At 67.5% G+C, this 24,425-nt stretch carries 19 protein-coding genes and 2 pseudogenes; 6 read left to right on the top strand and 15 right to left on the bottom strand.

The window, feature by feature from the left end; all coding sequences use genetic code 11:
• From KIP89_RS16280 to KIP89_RS16305, 6 genes and pseudogenes are all read right to left on the bottom strand, one after another.
• The coding region (locus tag KIP89_RS16280) for a beta strand repeat-containing protein (protein WP_213756649.1) at positions 1 to 2,974 on the bottom strand (2,974 nt) is incomplete at its 3' end.
• Between the two features lie 281 nt (positions 2,975 to 3,255).
• Positions 3,256 to 4,396 (bottom strand): annotated as a pseudogene (locus KIP89_RS16285) (IS3 family transposase).
• Positions 4,397 to 4,426: 30 nt separating this feature from the next.
• Entirely contained in the window at positions 4,427 to 5,206 is a 780-nt protein-coding gene (locus KIP89_RS16290; protein ID WP_213756650.1) for an anti-sigma factor family protein, read from the bottom strand.
• Entirely contained in the window at positions 5,203 to 5,721 is a 519-nt protein-coding gene (locus KIP89_RS16295) for a sigma-70 family RNA polymerase sigma factor (protein WP_213756925.1), read from the bottom strand. Before KIP89_RS16295 ends, KIP89_RS16290 begins: the two co-directional genes overlap by 4 nt.
• 79 nt (positions 5,722 to 5,800) lie before the next feature.
• Positions 5,801 to 7,258, bottom strand: coding sequence for a YncE family protein (locus KIP89_RS16300; protein ID WP_213756651.1), 1,458 nt, complete (start codon positions 7,256 to 7,258; stop codon positions 5,801 to 5,803).
• 10 nt (positions 7,259 to 7,268) lie between these two features.
• Entirely contained in the window at positions 7,269 to 7,790 is a 522-nt protein-coding gene (locus KIP89_RS16305; RefSeq protein WP_213756652.1) for a DUF305 domain-containing protein, read from the bottom strand.
• A 218-nt stretch (positions 7,791 to 8,008) separates the two neighbouring features.
• Between KIP89_RS16305 and KIP89_RS16310 the strand changes: the two genes are divergently transcribed.
• A complete protein-coding gene (locus KIP89_RS16310; protein WP_213756653.1) occupies positions 8,009 to 8,434 on the top strand; it encodes a nuclear transport factor 2 family protein in 426 nt (141 codons plus the stop codon).
• Positions 8,435 to 8,909: 475 nt separating this feature from the next.
• Here the strand turns inward: KIP89_RS16310 and KIP89_RS16315 are convergent, their stop codons facing one another.
• From KIP89_RS16315 to KIP89_RS16335, 5 genes are read right to left on the bottom strand one after another with little or no spacing between them, the layout of a single operon-like run.
• Positions 8,910 to 9,869, bottom strand: coding sequence for an ABC transporter substrate-binding protein (locus KIP89_RS16315; RefSeq protein ID WP_213756654.1), 960 nt, complete (start codon positions 9,867 to 9,869; stop codon positions 8,910 to 8,912).
• 25 nt (positions 9,870 to 9,894) lie between these two features.
• The gene (locus tag KIP89_RS16320; protein ID WP_213756655.1) at positions 9,895 to 10,893 is read right to left on the bottom strand and encodes an ABC transporter permease; all 999 of its coding nucleotides are present in this window, start codon (positions 10,891 to 10,893) and stop codon (positions 9,895 to 9,897) included.
• Positions 10,886 to 12,385 (bottom strand): sugar ABC transporter ATP-binding protein, encoded by a 1,500-nt coding sequence (locus tag KIP89_RS16325; protein ID WP_213756656.1) that lies wholly within the window; start codon positions 12,383 to 12,385, stop codon positions 10,886 to 10,888. Before KIP89_RS16325 ends, KIP89_RS16320 begins: the two co-directional genes overlap by 8 nt.
• Positions 12,385 to 13,533: a Gfo/Idh/MocA family protein gene (locus KIP89_RS16330; protein WP_213756657.1), complete on the bottom strand. Its 1,149-nt coding sequence runs from the start codon at positions 13,531 to 13,533 to the stop codon at positions 12,385 to 12,387. Before KIP89_RS16330 ends, KIP89_RS16325 begins: the two co-directional genes overlap by 1 nt.
• Positions 13,530 to 14,588, bottom strand: coding sequence for a sugar phosphate isomerase/epimerase family protein (locus KIP89_RS16335; RefSeq protein WP_213756658.1), 1,059 nt, complete (start codon positions 14,586 to 14,588; stop codon positions 13,530 to 13,532). Before KIP89_RS16335 ends, KIP89_RS16330 begins: the two co-directional genes overlap by 4 nt.
• Positions 14,589 to 14,764: 176 nt before the next feature.
• On the opposite strand from KIP89_RS16335, the gene KIP89_RS16340 reads away from it, so the two are divergent.
• The 4 genes and pseudogenes from KIP89_RS16340 to KIP89_RS16355 form a co-directional block, all read left to right on the top strand.
• Entirely contained in the window at positions 14,765 to 15,760 is a 996-nt protein-coding gene (locus KIP89_RS16340) for a LacI family DNA-binding transcriptional regulator (protein ID WP_213756659.1), read from the top strand.
• Between the two features lie 233 nt (positions 15,761 to 15,993).
• On the top strand, positions 15,994 to 16,335 hold the full coding sequence (locus KIP89_RS16345) for an ArsR/SmtB family transcription factor (RefSeq protein ID WP_213756660.1): 342 nt from the start codon (positions 15,994 to 15,996) through the stop codon (positions 16,333 to 16,335).
• The gene (locus KIP89_RS16350; protein ID WP_213756661.1) at positions 16,332 to 17,252 is read left to right on the top strand and encodes an SRPBCC family protein; all 921 of its coding nucleotides are present in this window, start codon (positions 16,332 to 16,334) and stop codon (positions 17,250 to 17,252) included. Before KIP89_RS16345 ends, KIP89_RS16350 begins: the two co-directional genes overlap by 4 nt.
• A 37-nt stretch (positions 17,253 to 17,289) precedes the next feature.
• A pseudogene (locus KIP89_RS16355) lies at positions 17,290 to 18,112 on the top strand (integrase core domain-containing protein); the annotation flags it as partial.
• Positions 18,113 to 18,150: 38 nt separating this feature from the next.
• Here KIP89_RS16355 and KIP89_RS16360 read toward each other — a convergent pair.
• The 4 genes from KIP89_RS16360 to KIP89_RS16375 all read right to left on the bottom strand — a co-directional run bounded on the left by KIP89_RS16360 (position 18,151) and on the right by KIP89_RS16375 (position 22,647).
• Positions 18,151 to 19,365, bottom strand: coding sequence for a beta-ketoacyl-[acyl-carrier-protein] synthase family protein (locus KIP89_RS16360; RefSeq protein ID WP_213756662.1), 1,215 nt, complete (start codon positions 19,363 to 19,365; stop codon positions 18,151 to 18,153).
• The gene (locus tag KIP89_RS16365) at positions 19,365 to 19,643 is read right to left on the bottom strand and encodes an acyl carrier protein (protein ID WP_213756663.1); all 279 of its coding nucleotides are present in this window, start codon (positions 19,641 to 19,643) and stop codon (positions 19,365 to 19,367) included. The genes KIP89_RS16360 and KIP89_RS16365 overlap by 1 nt, the downstream gene beginning before the upstream one ends.
• Before the next feature lie 157 nt (positions 19,644 to 19,800).
• Positions 19,801 to 21,267: a GH1 family beta-glucosidase gene (locus tag KIP89_RS16370; RefSeq protein ID WP_213756664.1), complete on the bottom strand. Its 1,467-nt coding sequence runs from the start codon at positions 21,265 to 21,267 to the stop codon at positions 19,801 to 19,803.
• 51 nt (positions 21,268 to 21,318) lie between these two features.
• Positions 21,319 to 22,647 carry a GntT/GntP/DsdX family permease gene (locus KIP89_RS16375; protein ID WP_213756665.1) on the bottom strand — a complete coding sequence of 443 codons (1,329 nt, stop codon included), beginning with the start codon at positions 22,645 to 22,647 and terminating at the stop codon, positions 21,319 to 21,321.
• 372 nt (positions 22,648 to 23,019) lie between these two features.
• On the opposite strand from KIP89_RS16375, the gene KIP89_RS16380 reads away from it, so the two are divergent.
• Complete coding sequence (locus KIP89_RS16380; protein WP_213756666.1) at positions 23,020 to 24,363, top strand: glycoside hydrolase family 5 protein; 1,344 nt, start codon at positions 23,020 to 23,022, stop codon at positions 24,361 to 24,363.
• Positions 24,364 to 24,425: the final 62 nt, after the last annotated feature.

Genomic DNA, 24,425 nt, shown 5'->3' on the forward strand with positions numbered 1-24,425 from the left:
TGGAAGCGAAGCGCACATCGTTGCGCGCCAGCGTCAGATAGACATTGCTGGCATCATAGCTCAGCGAAGGCAGCAGATAGGCGTAATTGGTGGTGACGGTGGCGAAGCTGCCGGTCACGCCTCCCTGCGCGGTGAGGATGGTGTAGGTGGCGAGCGGGTTGGCATAGCCGGCCTGCGCCAGCACCGCGACGGTGCCGCCCGACAAAGTGGCGGTCCCGGTGGCGCTGATCAGGTCATGCGTGCCGTCGGCCCACACCTCGACCGTGTAGGTCGAGCCGGCCGCGAAGCTGACATTGCCGGCGACCGTGACCGTGCCCGGCGAATAGCCGGGCGAGACGGTGCCGCCGCTCAGCACGGTGAGCCCGCCAATGGTGCCGGTGCCGCCGATCGTGCCGCCGCTCTCGACGGTGAAGCTCGAGCCGGTGGTGGAGCCGGCCGCCAGCACGAGGCTGGCCTCCTCGACCGCGATCGGGCCGTCATAGCCGCCGGAGCCGGTGAAATTGACCGTGCCGCCGAGAATGGTCACCGAGCCCGACCCGGTGATGGTGCCGGGGAAGTCATAGGTGCCGGACCGGTAGAACACCAGCGCCGCATTGTTGACGATGCTACCGATCACCGAGCCCGTCGTGCCGCCATTGCCGATCTGCAGCGTGCCCGCGGAAATGGTCGTGCCGCCGGTATAGGTGCTGTCGCCGGTCAGGATCAGCGTGCCCGCCCCGGTCTTCACCAGCGCGCCAGAACCGGTGATCGACCCGGCATAGGTGCCGGTAGTGGTCTGGGCGAATTCCACCGTGCCATTATTGACGATGTTGCCGGTGCCGAGGCTGGCGGTGCTGCCGATCAGCGTGCCGGCCGCGACCGTGACGCCGCCGCTGAAGCTGTTGGCGCCGGTAAGGGTGAGAGTGTTGCCCGCGAGATAAAGCGCGCCATTGCCGCTGATGGTCGAGGAGAAGGTGTAGCTGGCATTGGAGAAGTTGAAGACCAGCCGACCCGTCCCGTCGCCGAACACCACGGAGGGCGCGTCGATGGTGCCGGCCAGCGCCGCCGTGGCGCCCTGCGCCGCGCCGATGTTCAGCGTGCCGGTGCTGTTGGCGCCATAGGCGATGACGACCTCGCGGGTGGTCACCGAGCCGCTGTCGGTGAGGGTCAGCTCGCCATCGCCATCGGTGCCGACGAACAGGCGCCCGGTGGTCGTGGTCCAGTTGGAGCCGGCGCCGGTGACCAGCACCTCGCCCGAGCCGCTCTCCTCATTGCCGAGATAGCTGCGATTGCTGATCACCACGCCGCCGTCGGAAATGGTCAGGTTGCCGGTGCCGAAGCGGCCGACATTGAGATCGCTGGTGTTTTCCCAGCGCGAATTGGCGCCGGTCACCGTCATCGTACCGGAGGAACCCTCGAGGTCGCCGAGCAGGCCCTGCACATCGGTGATCTTGCCGCCGTCGGAAATGGTGACCGTGCCCACCGAACCGGCGCTATGCCCGACGAAGAAGTCGCCCGAATTGGTCCAGACCGAGCCCGCGCCGTCGATCGTGGCGGAGCTGACGGAGCCGAGCTCGGTGCCGACATAGCCGTCGACGCCGGAAAGCGAGGCGCCCAAGAGCACGGAGAGCGTGGCGTCGCCGAAATTGCCGGCATAGATGTTGGCCGTGCTGGTCCAGCTGCTGCCGGTCCCGGTGATGGTGACGGTGGCGGTGCTGGTCGCCTCATTGGCAAAGTTCGCGCCGACGCTGGTCACGTCGCCCCCGTTCGAGACGGTGATCTCGCCCGTGCCGGCGCGACCGATGAAGATGCGCCCGGTCGATTCCAGCAGCGAGCCGCTATCCGTCACGGAGATGGTGGCGCTCGCGCCGCCCACATCGCCGGCGCTGACGCCGCTGGTGCTGACCTTGCCGCCATCCTCGATGGTCAGCGTGCCATCGCCGCCGAGATCGGAGGTGGCGCCGTCGAAGCCACCAACGCGCAGGTCGCCCGCCTCCCAGAGCGAGCCCGTCCCGGTGACCGTCGCCGAGCTGGTGCTGCCGTCGAGACGGGCGATGATGGACAGCGCGCTCGTGACCTTGCCGGCATCCTCGATGGTCAGCGTGGCATCGCCGAAATTGCCGATGAACAGGTCGCCGGTCACGGTCCAGGTGCTGTCCGTGCCACTTACCTCGACCGAGCTTCCGTCGGCGCCGACGAGATTGCCGACACCGGCGCTGCCGGTTTCCACCGTGCCGCCGCCGGAGATGGTCAGCGAGCCGACGCCACCGCCGCCGACCGTCATCAGCCCGGTATTGGTCCAGGTGGAATCGGCACTGGTGAGCGAGGCCGCGCCCTTCGAGCCGACGCCATCGGCGATGATGGCGGTGCCGCTGGTGACGGTGCCGGAGGTGACATTGAGCTCGCTGGTCGCGCTCGACAAGGCATAGCCGACGAACAGCGTGTTGGTGACGTCCAGCGCGCCGCTGTCTTCCAGCGTCACGGTGCCCGCGCCGGCGCCGCCGCCCGCGCCGATATAGAGCGTGTCCTGAATGGTGGCCTGCGCGCCGTCGCCGGTGATGGTGAGGGTGCCCGCGCCCTCATTGCCGATATAGGCCGCGCCGCTATTGGTCCAGCTGGCCTGCGACCCGGTAACGAGCAGCGATCCGAGCGAGCCTGCGGCATAGGCGACAGAGGTGGTCGTGGTGGCAAGGGTGGCGGTCGTGCCGGTACCGTCAATCGTCAGGGTGCCGGTGGTGGAGGTGACGCCGACGAACAGCGAGCCGGCCGCGGCACCCGTCGAGGAAATGATCGGGCTGTTGGGGGACGTCCCGTTGATCTGGGCGGTGTCGTCGGCATCGGGGACATGGCCGTCCCATACCCAGTTCGAATCGGTGAACCAGTCGGAACTGGTGCCGCCCTCCCAGGAAACCGAATCAGCGAAGGCAGTGCTGACGGTGGCGTTTGAGAACAACAACAGGCTGGCGGCGAAGGCCGCATGCGCAACTTTGGACACAGACCACTCCCCCAAGCGCTGCCTGCCTCGACGACGATTCGTGGCCGGCGACACTCCCCTTCCCATCCCTACATACCGTCTGATCTTCTACCGATAAAGAGCTACGTGCCGAAGCGTCAGCCCGGGCTCCACCGGACAGCCGCTTTCTAGCCTTTTGCGACGAGACCGACCTCACGAATGAACCAACCTCGACGATGGTCGGGAACATTCACTTGCACGCCGCCGTGGTCGTGCACGGCGACCCTGGCGGGGTGAAACCGCGGTGACGTTCCCCCCAATTTTTATTCAGCTTTGAGTTCGTTTCCGGCGGTTTTAGAGCCCGTTCGGGCAGGTGAAGCGACGGGTTCTGGCGCTGGCTTGTCACACAGCGCGGCGCCGGGGCCCGGCGCGGGGTGAAGGTCGAGGCGAAGGCCGTGGCCGTCTGCCAATCGAGCTGGGAGTACGGCCGCGCGGTGTTGTAGTCGGTGCGCCAGTTGGCCAATGCGGCCCGCGCCTGCGAGAGGGACGAGAAGAGCGTTTCGTTGAGCAGTGCGTCTCGCTGGCGGCCATTGAAGCTTTCGATGAAGCCGTTCTGCATCGGTTTGCCTGGCGCTATGTCGTGCCATTCGAAGCGGGCCTGATCCGCCCATGCGAGGATCGCTTTACTGGTGAACTCGCTCCCGTTGTCGCCGACGTTCATTTTTGGCCTGCCACGTTCGTCGATCACGCGGTCGAGTTCGCGTGCGATCCGAAGCCCCGACAGCGAGGTATCGGCGATCAGCGCCAGGCTCTCACGCGTGCAGTCATCCACGATGGCCAGGATCCGGAAGCGGCGGCCATCCGTGAACGGATCGGAGACAAAGTCGAGCGACCAGCGCTCGTTCGGCCCGAGCGGAATCCGCATGGGCGCTCTTGTGCCGATGGCTCGTTTGCGGCCACCGCGCCGGCGCACCACCAACTTCTCCTCACGATAGAGCCGGAAGAGCCGCTTGTGGTTCACGACGTGCCCCTCGCGCTTGAGCAGCACATGCAGGCGCCGATAGCCGAAGCGGCGGCGTTCGCGGGCGCTCGCGATCATCAGCTCCCGCAGAGCGCGGTCATCTGGGCGCGCGGATTGTTATCGGACGGTCATGCGGCAGCAACCGATGGCTTTACACGCCTGCCGTTCGCTCATCGCGTGATGCTCCACGAGAGGCGCGACGGCTTCCGCTCGGCGGCGGGCGTCACTATTTCTTTCCCAGCAGCTCCTTCAGCACGACGTTGTAGCATCTCATCGGCCAGCATCCGCTTCAGCTTTGCGTTCTCATCCTCGAGCGTCCGCAGGCGCCTGGCTTCCGAGACATCAATCCCGCCAAACTTCGCTTTCCACTTGTAGATGCTGGCGTCGCTTACACCGTGCTTGCGGCACAGATCGGCGACCGAGACCCCGGACTCCTGGCTCAAGAATAAGCAGCCAGCTGATCGTTGTCCCGCTTAGGCCTCGCTGCGGATTTGGCGGCGCACCTCGTCCGCCAGCGGGTGCAGCCGGTCCGGCGCCACCATCCCGACGAGGCTGTAGCCGAGGCCGTCGTCGGCCCAGGCGAAGCCGTTGAGGGCGCCGTCGGCGTGAGGTGACATCGGCAGTGCCGGCTCGGCCTTCATCGGGCGCGCCAGCATCACGAGGCGCGTTCCGCGATCATCGTCGAACATGAACAGCGCGGCGGGACCGTGCTCGGTCGGCACCACGCGCCCGCCCATGAGCCGGTAACCCGCCGCCGTCAGGTCCGGAATGCCGATCGGACGACCAACGCGCTTGGCGGTCCAGGCCGCGAGCACGTCGCGATCGCTGGCACGGATCTCGACCGGCCGCACCTGGTCGGGCACATAAGTCGCATAGCTCGCGGCCGCCTCGCGGGCGAGCGCCTGGACACCTTCGGAGGCCGAAGGCCCCATGCCGCGCAGCGACCAGCCGCCGACGGCGCCCACCGACAGCAGCAGCACCGCCGCCGCGGCCATCGCCCAGCGCGGCGCCTGCCGGGGAAGGCGGCGTTCCGCCATCATGCGCGACAGGTCGAGCTCCGTCGGCACCGGCTCGTCGATCACCGGCGCGAAGGCGTCGCGCAGCATGTCGCGCTGCTCGCCATAAACCGCGATGCGTCGGCCAATGTGCGGATGTGCGTCGAGATAGGCGCTCACCTCGGCGCGGCGGTCGGGAGTGAGCGTGCCGTCGACGAAACCGTTCAGGTCGTCTTCGGTGATCGGAAGAGGGGTCATTTCACGCTCCGGAGATGGGGCGACTGGCGGGCTGTCCGCGGCTCGGCGGACATCAGCTTCGCAAGGCGTTCGCGGGCGCGCGACAGGCGCGACATCACCGTACCGATCGGAATGTCGAGCACGCGGGCCGCATCGGCATAAGAGAGTTCCTCGACGGTGACCAGCAGGAGAACGGTGCGCTGCTCCTCCGGCAGTTGGGCCAGCGCGTCGAGCAGGTCGCGGTGGCGCAGCCCGTCCTCCTGCCGCGCCGCCGAGGCGAGGCTCGCCGGATCGGCGTCGTCGAGCCCGATATGAACCGGGCGCTGCGTCGTGCGGCGCAGGCGCGTCATGGCGAGATTGTGCAGGATGGTGAACATCCAGGCCCGCGAGTCGTCGCCCGGCCGCCGCTGGTGCCAGCGGCTGATGGCGCGCTCCAGACAATCCTGCACCAGGTCGTCCGCGGCCGCCCGCTCGCGCATCAGCGCGCGCGCATAACGCCGCAAGGCCGGGATCAGCGGCTCGATAAGGCGCACCATCTCGTGATTCACGGCGTCTCCTTTCGAGAAGAAGCGAACCTCCGCCGGGAGCTACTCTCCTGGCGGAGGCGGTGGTCCGTCAATCCAGCGTCTGGCGCTGGACGATGGCGCCGGGCTGCGCGGCCGTGCCCTCCGTGATGACGAGATAGCGGCGCTGTGCCCTGGCCTCGCTGTGCACGATCTGGCGGATCGGTCCGGCGGCGTTGACGATCGCCGCGCCGGCGGGATTGGACATGAAGGCCGAGAGCGGCTCGACCGCGCCCTTGCCGTCGGGCTGGCTGGCCAGCGCCAATACATACGGCTTCTTCGGCGCGAGGCCGGTCACTGACGCCTGCAGGACCTGGATCAGCCCCTGGTCGAACAGCGTGACGCTGGTCGGTGCCTTGTCGGCGGCTTTGCCATCCTTGGTCAGGCTGAGATGGGCCGCCTGTCCGGCGACGCCCAGCGGCTGGAGGTTCTGGGTGCCGTCGCCCTCCGGCACGGCGCCGGGCACATAGGTCACGGCCTGCGGCGCCTGGCCGATCGGGATGGTCGCGATCACCGTGTTGGTCAGCGTGTCGATGGCCGCGAGGGCATCGGCGTTCTCCAGCCCGATATAGATCCGTGAGCCGTCGCCCGACGGCCAGAGGCCATGCGGCAGCTTGCCGACCGGGATGGTGGCGACCTGCGAGAAGTCATCGGTGCGGAACACCTTGACCTCGTTCAATCCGCCGATGGTCACATAGGCGAAGCTGCCATTGGCATTATGGGCGAAGTTGACGTGGTTGGTGAGCGGGCCGGTGTCGATCATCGTGATCACGTCGAAAGGCGGCTGCGCGTTGAACACCTGCGTCTTGCCGATGTCCTTCAGCGTGAACCAGACCTGCTTGCCGTCCGGCGTCGCGGCGATGTCCGGGCAGAACGGGCTCGCCTGCTTCACATGGCCGACAATGGCGTGGTCGGCGACCGAGATCACCACCGTTTCCTGCATGAAGGACGAACAGACATAGCCGTATTTGCCGTCGGGCGAGAAGATCTGCATGCCCGGCCCGTTCGGCACCTTGATGCGCGTCGTCTCCTCATAGGTCGCCGCGTCCAGCACGGCGATATAGTCCTCGCCGCGCACCGTGACCCAGACTTCCTTGCCATCCGGCGTGAAGAACGCCTCGTGCGGCGAGCGGCCGACATAGGTGGTGTGCTTCACTTTGTTGGTCGCGGTGTCGATGAAGGTGACGGAGTTCGAGCCGATCGACACCACGGCGAGGGTCTTGCGGTCCGGCGCGAAGCCCATGCCGTGCACCAGCACCTGCCCCTTGTAGAGCGGGCTGAAATTGACCGGCTGCGGCTCGCCCAGCCGGATGACGCCGACCAGCTTGTTGGTGGCGGGATCGGTGACGGAGATGGTGTTGGAGAACTGCTCGGCGGCATAGACGCGGTCGCGGCCGCTCAGCGGGATGTCGGGGGCGGAGGCGGCGAACGGCGCCTGTCCGGCGAAGGCGGGCACCGCACAGGCGAGCATGACGCCCGCGAGCAGGCCGGTCAGGAGGGGGTTCTTCATGGATGATTTCCTACTTCGTCGGCATCGACAGGCCGAGCACGGACGTGCCGGCGGACAGCGCGCCGTGAGACATCGCGGTGTGAGACATCGCGGTGTGAGGCGCGGCGGAATGGTCGTGCGCCGTGCTTGCCGCCGGCTCGGTCGGGGCCGGCGCGGAGGGCGGCAGGGGCTGGCCGAGCGCGAGCCGCATGGCGGCGATCTCCTGCTGCTGCTCGATGATGATCTCCTGCGCGAGGCGGCGCAGCTGCGGGTTCTGGCCGTAGCGCAGATAGGCCACCGCCATGTCGATGGCGCCCTGATGGTGCGGGATCATCATCGCCGTGAAGTCGGCGTCGATGTCGCCGGTCGGCTTCACCTCCATGTCCGCCATCATCTTGTCCATGGCGGCGGCGTTCTCGGCGAGGAAGGGCGTTTCATCGCTGGCGGCTGCGGCGGTGCCGGCACCGTGATCGTGGTCATGTGTTTCGGCAGCGGCGCCGGTGAGGCATGCCGCAAGCAGCACGCCGACACAGGCGAGGTGTCGCTTTCGCATGGGATTTTCTCCATCCGGCGCGATGGCGCCTTCGGGAAGTGGGACTCCCGGCCCGGCCGATTATTCCGGGACGACACATATTTTCTTCAAGCCCTGGCATCGGCCCGTCCGATGCACGGCCGCGCGGAAAGAAATTCAGCAATCGAAGTCCTGCGGGTGGAATAAATCGGTGTGGCGCGAGTCTCCGGGGTGCAGACCCCATTTGGAGAGACACGCACATGCATCTTTCAACCTTCGCCGCCACCCTCGTCCTCGTCGCCGCTTCCGGCTCGGCCACGCTGGCGGGCCCCATCGAGACCCTTGCCAGGTCGCATATCGATGCCATCGCCAGCGGCGACCTCGCCACCGTGACTGCCGCCTACGACCCGGCGGCCACCCTGCACTGGGTCGGCGGCCCGCTCGACGGCACCTATGGCCAGCCGGAGAAAATCAAGCAGGTGTGGTCGAAGTTCTTCGCCGCCCAGGGCGCCCAGAAGGCGAGCATCGCGGCGACCACCGAGGCGGCCAACCCCAAGGGCGGCACGGTGACGGTGGATGCCACCTTCACGGGCAAGAACACCGTTAAAGTGCGCTACGTGCTGCTCTATCGCGACGGCAAGCTGGTCGACGAAATCTGGCAGGTCAATCCCGCCGCATCCTATTGAGGGATCAATAAGCATCGGCCGGCAGAGGCCGGACCTCCATCATCACCAATCTGACAGCACGGCATCGCGACGGGCGCCAAGTCGTGATGCCGCGTCGTGATGCAGCCCGGGCCGATGTGTTCGATTACATCGCGCACGTCTACAGCACGGGTCGCAGGCACTCGGCCATCGGCTGCATCAGCCCGATCGAATTCGAGGAGAAGGCTGGATGAGGGATGAGGGATGAGGGGCAACGTCCGAACCGTCATGCCCATGAGGCCGACGATGCGCCTGCCGGCAGGGCTTCCACGCCAGCGTCACTTTGGGCGCGGTCTCCGATGGCGCGGGTCGACGGGCCGGATATAGCGGCACGCAGGCCGGTATCGGCGAGCAAGGCCCGCAGGGCCTGATCGGCGGAAGCTGCCGCCCCTACGGCGCTGCTCCCGTGGGAGCAGCGCCGCCATGGCAATGTCGGTCGGCCGGAGGCTCGGCCGCCTCAGAACGGGCTGTTGGGGAAGTAGAACGCGGCGGCGTTCTCCGGGGTGATCAGCGTCGAGCCGATGATGAAGCGGCCATAGACCGGCGTGTCGGAGACGAAGCGCAGCGCGGTGACTTCCAGCGCGGTGGAAATCTGCGCCGGCGGGTAGGAGACGTCGACCGGGACCTGCGGGTCCTTGTCCATCACCCGCTTGATGATTTCCTTCATGCCGGCGCCGCCGACGATCCACATTTCCTTCTGGCGGCCCGACTGCGCGATGGCCTCCATCACGCCGATCGCCATGTCGTCATCCGCCGCCCAGACGGCATCGATCTTCTTGTGCTTGGACAGGTAGTCCTGCATCACGGAAAACGCCTTGTCGCGGTTCCAGTTGCCGTGCTGCATGTCGAGGATCTCGATCCCCGAGCCCTCGATCGCCTTCTGGAAGGCGTCGACGCGCTCATTGTCGAGCGTGGTCGGGATGCCGCGCAGCACCACGATCTTGGCCCCGGGCTTGAGGTTGGCGCGGAAATACTCGCCCGAGACCCGGCCGAAGGCGGTGTTGTCGCCGGCGACATAGAGGTCCTCGATGCCGGGCTGCGACAGGCCGCGATCGACCACCGTCACCCATTTGCCGGCGTCCTTCACCGCCTTGACCGGGCTGGTCAGCGGCTCGGATTCGAACGGCAGGACGACCAGCGCGTCGATATTGCGGGTCGCCACCATGTCCTCGATGTCGTTGACCTGCTTACCGACATTGCCGGCGGTGGCGAGCACGAAATCGAGTTGCGGGTAGGTGGCCTTCAGCCGCTTGATGGTTTCCTGCGCGTGCCAGTTCAGCCCGCCCATGAAGCCATGCGTGGCCGAAGGAATCGAGACGCCGATCACCGCCTTCTTGCCCTGCGCGGAGGCCGGCACGGCGAGGCCGGTCGCGAGCGCCGCCGCGGCGGATGTGGCCAGGAATGTCCTGCGTTCCATGTTGCTTCCTCCCATTGCTCCGCTCTCAGGCGGATGATTTTCCACGCTGCAGAACCACAGCGAGAACGATGATGACGCCCTGGATCGTGCCGTTGAGATAGGGGGACACGAGGTCGGCAAGGATCAGGATGTTGTCGATCAGGCTGAGGATCAGCACACCGACCACGGTGCCCCAGACGCGGCCATAGCCGCCCTTCAGCGCGGTGCCGCCGATGATGACGGCGGCGATCGCCTCCAGCTCCCACAGCGTGCCGGTGGAGCCCGAGGCCGAGCCGAGGCGCGGCACGTACATGATGGTGGCAAGGCCGACGAGCAGGCCGAGCAGCACATAGGTCATCAGCCGGACGCCATCGACGCCCACCGCCGAATAGCGCGCCACCTTGTCGTTGGAGCCGATGGCCTCGCAGTAACGCCCGAAGCGGGTATGGCGCATGGCGATCTGGCCGGCGATGGCCACCACGGCGAACACCAGGATCGGCCAGGCGATGCCGAACAGGCCGGAATAATATACCGGCCGGTAGAGCTGGCGCACCGCGAAGTCGAGGCTGATCGTGCCGCCATCGGCCAGCCAGGTGATGAGCGAGCGGAAAATGCCCATCGTGCCCAGCGTCACGATGAAGGGCTCGATCCGCGCCTGGGTCACCAGCAGGCCGTTCGCCAGCCCGGCGAGCAGGCCGACGACCAGGGCGACGGCCATGCCGGCGAGGATCAGCGGCACGCCGACTCCCATGGCGGGCAGCAGCGCGTTCATGGCGAGGATCATCACGCCGGCGACGAATGCCGCCATCGAGCCGACCGACAGGTCGAGCCCGCCGGAGGTGATCACAAAGGTCATGCCGACCGCGATCATGCCGATGAAGGCGGAGCGCGCCAGCACGTTGGTGATATTGCCCTGCGACAGGAAATTGTCGTTCAGGAAGGCGCCAAGCACGACCAGCAGGATCAACGCCAGCAGCGGACCGAGCGCGGAGAGGCCGGGCAACTGCGCGGTGCGGGCGGGCTTCTGGACGGCAGCATCAGACATAAGCGGGTTCCTCAGCCGTGCCCATCACCAGCCGGACGACGGCCTTTTCGCAGATGCGCTCGCCGTCAAGTTCGCCGGCGACCCGGCCCTGCCGCATCACCAGCACGCGGTCGGACAGGCCGAGGATTTCCGGCATGTCGGACGAGATGACGATGACGCTGCGGCCCTCGGCCGCCAGCGCATCGATGAAGGCGTAGATCTGGCTCTTGGTGCCGACATCGATGCCGCGTGTCGGCTCGTCGATGATCACCACCTCGGGGCTGGACAGCATGGTCTTGGCCAGCAGCAGCTTCTGCTGGTTGCCACCGGACAGGTTGCCAACCGCCATGTCGCGGCGCGGCGCGCGTATGTCGAAATCGCGGATCGCCTCCGTCAGCGCGGTCTCTTCCCGCGCGGCGGAGATGAAGGGCGAGCCGAAGCGCGGCAGGGTGGAGAGCGTCAGGTTCTCGCGCAGCGTCTTGTCGAGCAGCAGGCCGTGCTCCTTCCGGTCCTCGGTGAGATAGGCCATGCCGTGTGCGGCGGCCTCGCGCACGCTGCGGATATGAACCGAAGCGCCATTGCGAAACACCTGCCCGGCGGCGGGGCGCAGCCCCACCAGCCCCTCGGCCAGTTCCGTGCGCCCCGAGCCGACAAGACCGGAAATGCCCAGCACCTCGCCCCGGCGCAGCGTGAAGGAGATGTCCTGAACCAGCGGGGGCACGGAGAAGCCGCGCACGTCCAGCGCGATCTCGCCCATCGGATGGCGGCGGGCGGGGTAGATGTCCTGAAGGTCGCGCCCGACCATGGCGGTCGCCATACCGTCCTCGGTCAGCTCGCCGCGCAAGGCCCGGCGCACCACGGCCCCGTCGCGCAGCACGGTGAGACGGTCGGCAAGACGGGTGACCTCTTCCAGCCGGTGCGAGGTGTAGAGGATCGCCACCCCTTGCGCGCGCAGACGGTCGATCTGGCGGAACAGCACCTCGACCTCCTTATGCGTCAGCACCGCCGAGGGCTCGTCCATGATCAGCACGCGCGCCTTGCGCGACAATGCCTTGGCGATCTCCACCATCTGCCGGTCCGAGACGGGCAGGTCGCGGATGCGGGCGTCCGGGCTGATCGTGCTGTCGAGCTGGTCGAGCAGCGCCTGCGTGCCCGCGCGCATGGCGCGGTGGTCGAGGAACACCCGGCCGAGTTCGCGCCCCAGCCAGACATTCTCGCTGACCTTCAAATCGGCGGCCAGGTTGAATTCCTGATGGATCACCACGACGCCCACCGCCTCGGCCTGCGCGCCGCTGGCATAGGGGACGGGCCGGCCTTCAAGGAGGACCTGCCCCGACGTAGGGGGCAGAAATCCGCCAAGAATCTTCATGATGGTCGACTTGCCGGCGCCGTTCTCGCCGATCAGCGCGTGGACCTCGCCCGGATGCAGCGCAAAGTCGATGCCGTGCAGAATCTCGATCGGACCGAAGCTCTTGCGCACCTCGCGCAGTTCCAGCATCGGGGCCGCCGCCATTACAGCGTCACCCAGGCGGCATTGGCCTGAGAGGACTGCACGCAGGCTTCCACGAAGCGCATCCCCGCCAGCCCATCCGCCAGCGTCGGGTAGGTCGTGCCGAGCGGCGGCGCCTCGCCCGCCTGATGCGCGCGGATCGCCCGCGCGGCCTCGGCATAAAGGTTGGCGAAGGCTTCCAGATAGCCTTCGGGATGGCCCGGCGGAATGCGCGACATGCGTGCCGCCTCAGGGCCGGCGCCGGCGCCGTTGCGGGTGATCAGCCGCTTGGGCTCGCCAAACGGGGTGAACCACAGCCGGTTCGGGTCTTCCTGCGCCCACTCAAGGCCACCCTTCTCGCCATAGACACGCAGGCGCAAACCGTTCTCATTGCCCGGCGCCACCTGGCTGGCCCACAGCATGCCCTTGGCGCCACCGGCAAAGCGCAGCAGCACATGGGCGTTGTCGTCCAATGCCCGGCCCGGCACGAAGCTGGAGAGGTCGGCGGCCAGCGCCTGTGGCTCCAGCCCCGAGACGAAACAGGCAAGGTTATAGGCATGGGTGCCGATATCGCCGGTGGCCCCGCCCGCGCCTGAGCGCGCCGGGTCGGTGCGCCATTCCGCCTGCTTGGAGCCCTTGGTCTCGGCCGCCTCGGTCAGCCATTCCTGCACATATTCCACCTGCACCAGCCGGATGGTGCCGAGGTCGCCCGCCGCGACCATGGCGCGGGCTTGGCGCACCATGGGGTAGCCGGTGTAATTGTGGGTCAGGATGAACAGCGCCCTGGACGCGCGCGCGACCTCGGCCAGCTGGCGCGCCTCGTCCATGGTCGCGGTCAGCGGCTTGTCGCAGATGACGTGGATGCCGCGCTTGAGGAACTCGATCGCCGGGCCGGCATGCCGATGGTTCGGCGTGACGATGGCAACCGCTTCAACGCCGTCCGCGCGCGTTGCCTCCGCTTCCGCCATCGCGGTGAAGTCGTCATAGGAGCGGTCAAGGCCGAGCGCCTGCGCCGAAGCGTGGGCTTTTTCCGGCGTCGACGACAGGGCACCGGCAACCAGCTCGAACTGCCCGTCGAGGCGGGCCGCGATGCGATGCACGCCGCCGATGAAGGCGCCCTCGCCGCCACCGACCATGCCGAGCCGGATCGGGCCGCGGATCGGCGCGCTCATCGGTCCAGCCCCAGCAGGCGGCGATTGGCGGCGCGGTCGGTGCCGGAGGCCGCGAAATCGTCGAATGCCTTTTCGGTGACGCGGATGATGTGGCTTTTCACGAACGCCGCACCCTCGCGCGCCCCGTCCTCGGGATGCTTGAGGCAGCATTCCCACTCGACCACCGCCCAGCCGTCGAAATCCATCGCCGCCAGCTTGGAGAAGATGGCGCCGAAATCGACCTGCCCGTCGCCGAGGCTGCGGAACCGCCCGGCGCGGTTCAGCCAGGGCTGGTAGCCGCCATAGACGCCCTTGCGGCCGGTCGGATTGAACTCGGCATCCTTGACGTGGAACATGCCGATGCGTTCGGCATAGATGTCGAGATGGTCGAGATAGTCGAGCTGCTGCAGCACATAATGCGAGGGGTCGTAGAGCATTTTCGCCCGGGGATGGTGCTCGACCCGATCGAGGAACATCTCGAACGTGTCGCCGTCGTGCAGGTCCTCGCCGGGATGGATCTCGAAACAGATGTCGACGCCGCAGTCGTCGGCATGGTCGAGGATCGGGCGCCAGCGGCGCGCGAGTTCGTCAAACGCCTCCTCGATCAAGCCGGCCGGCCGCTGCGGCCAGGGATAGACGAAGGGCCAGGCCAGCGCGCCGGAGAAGCTCACCATGGCGGTGAGGCCGAGATGCTTGGAGGCGGTGAGCGCCTTCCTGACCTGATCGACCGCCCATTCCTGCCGCACGGCAGGCTTGCCGTGAACGGCCGGCGGCGCGAAAGCGTCGAACATCGCGTCATAGGCCGGATGCACCGCGACAAGCTGGCCCTGCAGATGGGTGGACAGCTCGGTGACCGCGACGCCATTGGCCTTGGCCTGCCCCGCCCAATCCTCGCACCAGCCGCGCGAACCGGCGGCGGCATCGAGGTCGAGAATGCGGGGATCGTTGGTCGGCACCTGGACGCCGGCATAGCCGCAATCGGCCGCCCAGCGCGTGATGCTGTCCCAGCCATTGAAAGGCGCATCCGCGCCAATGAACTGAGCCAGGAAGAGTCCTGGCCCCTTGACGGTCCGCATGGCGTCCTCCCGGCCGGACTTTTTGCCGACCAACCGTTTGTTTTTGTAATCGGTTGCAGGCAGCCTAACCGGCGGATGTAATCGGTTGCAAGAGGATTCGGCAGGCCGTCATGCCGGTTCGCCAGGACGCGCCCGGGCGATTGCAATCCGCCCTGCGGCACGGCTAAGGAGAGGCCATGCAGCACCAGAGGCCGAAGATTGGCGATGTGGCGCGGCTTGCCGGCGTTTCCACCGCCACGGTCAGCCGCGTCTTGTCGAACCCGCAGATCGTCAGCGCGGAAACCCGCCGGCTGGTCGAGGAGGCGATCCGCACGACCGGCTATCGGCTCAACCAGGCCGCCCGCAACCTGCGCCACCGGCGCACCGGCAGCGTCGTCGCGCTGGTGCCGGATCTGTCGAACCCGTTCTTCTCGCAGATCCTGTCCGGCATCGCCTCGGTGCTGGCGCCGGCCGGCTATAATCTTCTGGTGTCCGACACGCGGGCGGAAGGCGGCAACTCGATCCTGCGCTATGCCGAGCCAAGCCGGGCCGATGGGCTGATCGTGCTCGACGGATCCCTGCCCTCCGAAGGGCTGTCACCCCGCATGCCGATGGTGCTGGCCTGCGAATGGATACCCGGCTTTGACGCGCCACGGGTGAAGATCGACAACCGGCAGGCGGCGATGATGGCCGTGAACCACCTCGCCGATCTCGGCCACCGGCGGATCGCCCATGTCGCGGGGCCGCCCGGCAATGTACTGACCCTCGCCCGACTGGCCGGCACCGAACAGGCGCTGGCGGCGCGGGGCCTGCCCCCACCCCAGGTATTTGCCGGCGATTTCAGCCTCGCCTCGGGCCGCCGCGCCGGCGAGGAATGGCTGGCGCTGGCACCCGCCGAGCGCCCGACTGCGGTGTTTCTGGCCAGCGACGCGATGGCCTGCGGTTTCATCGGCGAGGTCCAGCACCATGGGGTGATGGTGCCGCGCGATGTCTCGGTCATGGGGTTCGACGATATCGAGCTCGTATCGCATATGACACCCGCGCTCTCCACCATCCGCCAGCCCCGCGAGGCCATCGGCCGCCAGGCGGCACAACGCCTGCTGGACCGGATCGCTGGAGATGACCGGGCGGACGACACGGTGCTGCCGGTGGAGCTTGTCCTGCGGGGCAGCACGGGACCGGTTTTCAGATGACCGGAAGTGGGAATGGGCGACGGCCGATGTTGCTGGCCATTCCGAAGGAGCCACATCGGACAGTAACGATGCGCGGTGACCCGGCGGCTCGCGGTCCGGCATGCCAAGGCTCTAAATTATTCTTCTAACGCATTTTCTTCACGCGAACCGGAATCCACGCGGCTCGAGAATGCTCCAGCATGTTGACGACGTTTCTCTTGCGCGCCCGCCGCATCGGGATAATAGTTAGCAACATGGCTAAGCATGATCCCAATCTCTCGCGGCTCTTCCACGCTCTGTCCGACCCGACCCGTCGGTCGATCCTGACCCGGCTCGCAGAAGGGCCGGCGCGGGTCACGGAGCTGTCGGAACCCACCGGCCTGCGCCTGCCCACGGTGATGCGGCACCTGTCGGTGCTGGAGGAAGCGGGACTGATCGCCACCTCCAAGGATGGGCGGGTACGCACCTGCGCCATGGTACCCGAGGCCCTGCGACCGGTCCGGACATGGCTCGACGAGCAGCGAGCCCTGTGGGACTCCCGCCTCGACCGGCTGGAGGCCTTTGCGATGAAGTCGATGAAGGAGCGCACCAAATGACAGCGAATTTCAATCCGGTCCGCACGCCTGCGCGCGACCCTGCGAAGGGCCATTTCGCGACCCTTACTTTCGAGCGGGACGTGGCCGCGCCCTTGTCCGTGCTGTGGCAGGCCTGGACCGCCCCCGCCGCGCGGGAGGCATGGGCGGCTCCGACGCCCTCGACCGTCGTGGAGTTCCTGGAGGCCGACACAAGGGTGAGTGGGCGCGAGGTCTCGCTCTGCAAGGTCGAGGGCCAGCCGGATATCCGCTGCGAGTGCGGCTGGCTCGAATTGCAGCCGGCGCGGCGCAGCGTGAACTACGAGGTGGTCTCATCCGAGGGCGTGACGCAATCGGCGGCGCTGGTGACGGCCGATTTCTCCGGCATGGAGGAGCATAGCCGGCTGGTCGTCACGGTGCAGCTTTCCTCGCTGGCCGAGGATATGGAGGCCGGCTACCGGCAGGGCTTCGGCGCGGGACTGGACAATCTCGCGGGAGTGGCCCGGCGAACCATGGTGCTCCAGCGCCTGATACGGGCGCCGCGAAGCGTCGTCTGGAGCACATGGATGAATCCCGAGACGCTGCCGCAATGGTGGGGACCGGACGGATATTCCTGCCGCACCCGGAAGATCGACCTGCGAACGGGCGGCGAATGGGTGTTCGACATGATCGGGCCCGACGGCACGATCTACCCGAACCACCATCGCTACATCGAGGTCCGTCCCGAGGAGAGGATCGGCTATGCGCTGCTCTGGGGCGAGAACGGGCCGAAGCACGCCGACGCCTGGGTCTTGCTGGAAGATCAGGACGGGGCGACCAAGGTGACGCTGGGCATGGTGTTCAGCACGGAGGCCGAGTTCCAGAATGCGAAGGGCTTCGGCGCCATCGAACTGGGCCTGCAAACGCTGGGCAAACTGGAGCGTTTCGTCACGTCTGGCTGAGATGCGGTGAGTTCACGATCAGGCGGAAGCGGCGGCCCTGCCGATGGACGATTGTCTCTACGCGCTCCAGGCTTCGATCCCGCATCTGACGCGCTCGGCCCTGCACCGCTGCTTCCAGCGCCACGGCATCAGCCGGCTGCCTGAGATCGGGAGCGACAAAGCGACGAAGAAGGCCTTTAAGCCCTATCCGATCGGATTCTTCCACATCGACATCGCTGAAGTGCGGACCGAGGAAGGCAAGCTTTATCTCTCCATCGCCGTTGACCGGACCTCGCAATTCGCTTTCGCCCGGCTAATGCCGAAGGCGACCACGCGTGAGGCTCGGACCTTCCTGGAGGCGTTTGGTGGTACCGATTCCCTACGAAATTCACACAGTGCTCACCGACAACGGCATCCAGTTCGCCGCCCTGCCCAGGAACCGCGAAGGGCCGACCGCCAGATTCTGCCGACACCCCTTCGATTGCACCTGCTGGGGTCATGGCATCGAGCACCGCCTCACCAAGCCCAATCACTCATGGACCAATGGTCAGGTCGAACGGATGAACCGCACCCTTAAGGAGGCTACCGTCTGGCGCTACCATCACGAAAGCCACCGGCAACTTCAGGATCATCTCGCCGCGTTCCTAGGCGCCTATAATTTCGCTAGGCGTCTGAAGAACTTACGCGGCCTCACGCCCTACGAGGCTGTCTGCAAGGCATAGGCAGCCGAACCCGAACGCTTCAGGCTCAATCTCGACCACTTGACCTCGGGACTGAACACCTGGCGGCACCTTTCCGTTCAGCGGATCCGGGAAATCTCAAATCTCGCTCACGAGCGTATGTCGGAATCGGTTGAGACAAGCCCGGGGATGACGGTGTGAGAGGATCGCCAGCCGTTCCGACTATCGGAAACCGGCGCTCACCCCGCATACCGCCTCAGCGCCAGCACCGCGTTGAGGCCGCCAAAGGCGAAGCTGGAGGAGATCGCCGTTTCGATCGCGGCGGTGCGCGCGGCGTTCGGCACGCAGTCGAGGGCGCAGTCGGGGTCGGGCTCGTTATAGCCCATGGTGGGGGGCAGGAAGCCCTCGCGCAGCGCCAGCACGGTGGTTACGAAATCCAGCGCGCCGGAGGCGTTCATGGTGTGGCCGTATTGCGATTTCGACGAGGATACCGGCAGCTTCTCGAGATGCGCGCCGAACACCTGACGCAGCGCGGCGGTCTCGGTCTTGTCGTTGAGCGCCGTGGCGGTGCCGTGGGCGCTGACATAGTCGATCCGCTCGGGCGACACCCCGGCATCCTCCAGCGCGAAAGCCATGGCGGCGGCGGCGCTGTCGCGGTCAGGCGCGGTGATGTCCATGCCGTCCGCGCTCATGCCGAAGCCGATCATCTCGGCATGGATGGTGGCGCCGCGGGCGATGGCGCGGTCCATGTTTTCCAGCACCACGGCGCCGGCGCCCTCGCCGATGACGAGGCCGGCGCGGTCCTTGGAGAAGGGCCGGCAGGCTTCCGGGGCGAGCACGCGCAGCGCCTCCCAGCTTTTCAGCATCCCGTAGGTGAGCTGCGATTCGCCCCCGCCGGCCAGCGCGACGTCGAGCATCCCGCTGCGGATCATCTGGAAGGCGGTGCCGATGGAATGGGAGGCGGAGGAACAGGCCGAGGCGATGGAGAAGGCCGGGCCGTGAATGCCGAGATCCATCGTCACATGGCTCACCTGACCGCTCGGCATGGCGCGCGGCACAGTGAAGGGATGCGGGCGCGGCGCCTGCTCCAGATAGAGCTTGCGGTAGCTGTCATCGACCGCATGAAAGCCGACCGAGGCGGCGAAGATGGCGCCAACGCGGTGGCGCGCGACGCCTTCCAGCGCCGGGCCGGCATCCGCCAGCGCCTGACGCGCAGCGACCACGGCGAATTGCGCGGTGCGGTCGACAAGGCCGAGCTGGCGCGAATCGAAATGGTCTTCCGGCACGAAGCCGCGCACCTCGGCGGAGATCTTCGTCTTCATCGCGGAGACGTCGATGCCCTGGGTCGGGCCGATGCCGACCGTGCCGGCGCGCAGGCCGGCCAGATGCGCCGCCACGTCATTGCCGAGGGCGGAGAGCGAACCGAGGCCGGTAATGGCGACGCGCGCAGCCATCAGGCGGACGGGGCGCGGCGCGCGCTCTGGGCGGCGAGCAGTTCGGCGACATGCTCGACCAGCGTGCCGACGGTCACGTCATTGCCGCTGAGCGGCCCGTCATTGGGAATCTCGATGCCGAAGCGGGTTTCCAGCTTGAAGATGGTCTCGATCAGATCGAGCGAGGAAATGCCGAGGTCGGCGATCGGCGTGTCCGCCGTCAGGAGACTGGCATCGACGCCCACTTCGCCGGAGATGAAGGCGACGATTTCGGCAATGGCGGGGTCGTCAGTCTGCATCGATCTGCCCAGGTTCGAGACGTGTGGGAAACGCCACCATGGCCGGCCCGGCGTTTCTCTTTCGGTGTGGTAGCACAAACAGCGGCGGTTCCAGAACCTGCGTCAATTGGCCGACATATGTGTCGGCTGCATGTCAGTGGCACGGCGAGCGCCGCGCTCACGGCACCGCGCCGGCTCCGGTGGCGTGGGCGCGCATGAGCTGGGACAGATAGAGCAGGGAGGATTTCGGCGTGCGCGCCTGCGTGTCGAAATCGACATGGGTGACGCCGAAGCGCCGCCGCTTGCCCTCGGCCCATTCGAAATTGTCGAGCAGCGACCAGACGAAATAGCCGTTCAGCGCGCAGCCCTGGCCGATGGCGCGGGCGCAGGCGTCGAGATGGGCGCGGATATAGGCGGTGCGCTCGGGGTCCTGAACGACGCCATTCGCCGGGGCGGGGTCCTCATAGCAGGCGCCGTTCTCGGTGATGAACACCGGCGGGTTGCCATACTGGTCGCGCAGCCGGGCGAGCACCGCGACCAGTCCGTCGGCGCTGATCGGCCAGCCGAGCAAGGTGCGCGGCGTGCCGTCCGGCACCGCGCCATAGCCGGCTTGGGCCAGAAAGGCGGCGGGGTCGTGCTTGATCCAGGACGGGCCATAGTAATTCACGCCGAGGAAATCGACGGGCACACGGATCGCCTGCATGTCGCCGGCCTGCACCAGCGGGGCGAAGCTGGATTCGAACGCTGCCGGGTAGCGGCCGAGGAACAGCGGGTCGAGATTGATGGTGTTCCAGCAGGCGTCGAAGCGCGCGGCGGCGGCGATGTCCTGCGGCTGCTGCGAGGACGGGAAGATCGGCTGCAGCGAGAACACGGTGCCGAGCTTGAGGTCCGAGCGCATGGACCGCAACGTCGAGATGCCCACCCCCTGGGCGAGGTTCTGGTGGTGCTGGGCGCGGACATAGCTGTCCCAGCCGGTGAGGCCCGGCGCGTGATTGCCGAAGCCATGGCCGAAAATGGCGTGCACCGAGGGCTCGTTCAGCATCGCCCAAGGCTTCACCCGGTCGCCGAGGCGTTCGACGCAGGCGCGGGCATAGTCGGCGAACCAGTTGGCGATGTCGCGATTGTGCCAGCCACCCCGGTCCTGCAATGCCTGCGGCAGATCCCAGTGATAGAGGCACGCCATGGGCAGGATGTTGGCAGCGAGCAGCCGGTCGACCAGCCGGTCGTAGAAGTCGAGCCCCTTGGCGTTCACCGCGCCCGTGCCGTCCGGCATGACGCGCGGCCAAGCGATGGAGAAGCGATAGGCCTGGAAGCCCATTTTCCCCATCAGTTCCACATCCTCGGCATAGAGGTTGTAGTGGTTGCAGGCGACATCGCCATTGGTGCCGTCGGCGATGCGGCCGGGCGTGTGCGAGAAGGTATCCCAGATCGAGGGCTTGCGGCCATCGGCCGTCACCGCGCCCTCGATCTGATAGGCCGAGGTCGAGGCGCCCCAGACGAAGCCGGGCGGAATGCGCGCGCCGCCGGCCGGCGCGGCGCTCTGGCCCGCGCTCTGGGCGAGGCCCGCGCGGGTCAGTGCCGGCAAGGTGGCCGTAGCGGCCGCGGTCGCGGCGGCGGAGGCGAGGAAGTCACGGCGGCGAAGCATGCGGCGTTGCTCCTTCGGGGCCATCACGGCCCAAGCGAGGCTCTGGCGAATTCAGGCGGTGATGGCGCGCAGCGCCACCAGCAGCAAAGCGGCGAGGAGCCCCTGCGCCAGCGTGACCAGCGAGAAGCGCGCGATCATGCTGCCGGCGGGAAGCCGCGCCGCCTGCCCAACCAGCCAGAAGAATCCGTCATTAATGTGCGAGGCGCCCATCGCCCCCGCACCGATGGCGAGCGCGGTGAGCGCCCGGCCCATCGGATCGCCGAGGCCGAGCGGGGCGACCAGTTCCATCATCATGCCGGCGGCGGTGATGGCGGCCACCAGCGAGGAACCCTGCAGCGTCTTCACCGTGGCGGCGAGCGCGAAGGGCAGCAGCAGCGCCAGCGCGCCGAGCGGCGCATAGGCGATGAGGCGCTCGGCGTTCATCTCCGCCATGCCGGTTTCCTGCGCGATCTTGGCGAGGCCGCCGGCGGCGCCGATGAGCAGGACGAGGCCGGCGACGCGGGTGATGGCCCGCCCGGCCCAGCCGGCCTGCGTGAGCCCGCCCGGCTCCCAGTGCCAGCTCAGCAGCAGGAGCGCGCCCGTGCCGGCGAGCAGCAGCACGACGGGACGCCCGAGGGCGATGAGGAGTTCGCGGTTCGAGCCGCCGCCCAGCGGCTCGGAGGCGATATCGCCGAGCGACTGGGTGATGAGCAGCGCGATCAGCCCGAGGCTGACCGCCCACAGCGCCAGCGCGCCGCGCCGGGGCGCGTGCATCGTGTCGCCGTCGATCAGCGGGGCGGTGTCGACCGGGTTCGGCTGGTCGCTGGTCGCGCGGGCGGACAGCATGCCGAAGGCGGCCAGCAGCAGGGCGAGCGGCAGGCCGATGGCCAGCGTCAGCCGCCAGTCGGCGCCGAGAATGGTGAAGCTCGCCAGCATGACCGGGGCGGGCACCAGCAGGCCATGGCCGGCGGAGAGCGCGAGGCCGAGCACCAGCGCCGCGCGCGGGCTGTCGCCGCCGATGCCCCGCCGCAGCGGGTCCAGCACGGCGAAGGCGGCGGCGGGCGCCGAGGCGACGCTGGCGATGAGGCCGAGCACGGCGAGGGGCAGCGAGCGCCGCCTGCGCCCGGCGGCGCCGGCCTGAAGCCGCGCGGTGGCCCCGGTCGCATCCGCGATCTCCGCCATGAAGGCGGCGCCGACCACGATCAGCCCGAGTGCGTTGAGGCTCTGCGCGAAGCCGAGGCTGAAGGCTTTCGCCACATGGCTGGTCGACATGCCCGCCGCATAGCCGAAGCCGATGGCGGTCAGCGTGAGCGCCAGGAAAGGCTGGACGCGGCCCCGCTGGGCGAGCAACGCCAGAACCAACACGGCGACGGCGAAGAAGGCGGCTTGTTGAAGCGACATGAGCGGGAACAGACCGGGCAGGAGACGGCCTTTCGCTTAGCGTGGCGCGGGGCGGGTGTCCATGTGCCCTTGGATGGGGGACGGGGGAGGGGCCGGGCGTTCCGGCGCGGGTCGCGCTCTCCATCCCTCACGCCGTCATCCCCGGACTTGATCCGGGGATCCACGACTTGGGGCCGGGCGCTGCGGGGGCAAGACGTGGATGGCCGGGCTGATCCCCGGATCAAGTCCGGGGACGGCCATGACGTTGTTCATGACGTTGTTTGGGTGGCCAGCCGGCACTCCGCTCACCGTGCCATTGCCCGCGCGCGGCGGCTTGACTAGGTTGCCGGCCATGGCGGCAGACATTGGCCGCAGGCATCGGTTTCCGCGCGCATGGTCTCGACGACGCTTTCCCGTCTCAAAACCCGTTCCCGTTCGGGCGTTATCCTCGCTGGCCTTGCCGCCCTGCTGCTGGCTGGCGCGCCTGCGCGGGCGCAGAATGGCGCCGGGGTTGCCGCATCCCCGGCGCCCGCCGGGACGAGCACGCAGACGGTAGCCACGCCCGTCGTCGCCACGCCCGCCGCCGGTTTCATCCGCACGGAGGGCACGCGCTTCGTGCGGCCGGACGGCTCGACCTTCCCGGTGCGCGGCATGAGCTTCGGCAACTGGCTGCTGCCCGAAGGCTACATGTTCAAGTTCAAGGTCCACCGCTCGCCGCGGGAGATCGAGGACGTGATTTCCTATCTCGCCGGGCCGGAGGAGGCCGCGCGCTTCTGGAAGGCGTTCCGCGAGGTGTACATCCAGGAGCCGGATCTTGCCTTCATGCAGGCGGCGGGCTTCACCACGGTGCGCATTCCCCTGCACTGGAAGTTCTTCCTCGACCCGGCCGACCCGTCAAAGGTCGACCCGAAGGGCGAGGGCTGGGCGCTGATCGACCGCGTGCTCGGCTGGGCGAAGGCGCATGACATCAAGGTCATTCTCGACATCCACGCCGCGCCGGGCGGGCAGACCGGGGTGAACCATGATGACGGCGTCGGCTACCCGCTGACCTTCTATGTGCCGGAGTTCCAGCGCCGCACCATCACGCTCTGGCGCGCCATCGCCGAGCGGTATCGCGATGAGACGACGGTGATGGCCTATGATCTGCTCAACGAGCCGATCTCGCCCTATCACGACACGGATTACCTGAACCCGCGCCTTGAGCCGCTCTATCAGCGGATCGCCGCGGCCATTCGCGCGGTCGATCCCAACCACCCGATCATCCTCGCGGCGGCGCAGTGGAGCACGAATTTCGGCGTGTTTGGCCCGCCCTTCGATGACAATCTCGCCTACACCTATCACAAGTTCTGGGCGAGCCCGGAGCGGCGCGAGGTGCAGGATTATGTGAACTTCGCCAATCGCTGGGGGGTGCCGATCTTCCTCGGCGAGACCGGCGAGCTGACCGACGAGTGGAACGCCAAGTACCGGGCGATGAATGAGCGCTTCGGCATTGGCTGGAGCTTCTGGACCTTCAAGAATCTCGATTCCCGCTCCACCGTCGTCTCCATCACCAAGCCGGAGGGCTGGGACGCCATCGCCGCCTTCGGCTCGGCCCCGCGCGATGAGTGGGCTACCATGCCGAAGCCCTCGCGCGAGGCCGTGAAGGCGACGCTCGACGCCTATATCGAGAACGCCAAATTCGCCAACGCCACCGTCAATCGCGGCTATGTCGCCTCGCTCGGGCTTGAGGCGCCGTAACCGGCGCGCGGGCACGCCGGAGGCAGCCCTTGATGGCTGGTGCGGCACCCTTCATGCTGGAG

The organism is Ancylobacter radicis (assembly GCF_018449475.1).
Lineage (GTDB): Bacteria > Pseudomonadota > Alphaproteobacteria > Rhizobiales > Xanthobacteraceae > Ancylobacter > Ancylobacter radicis.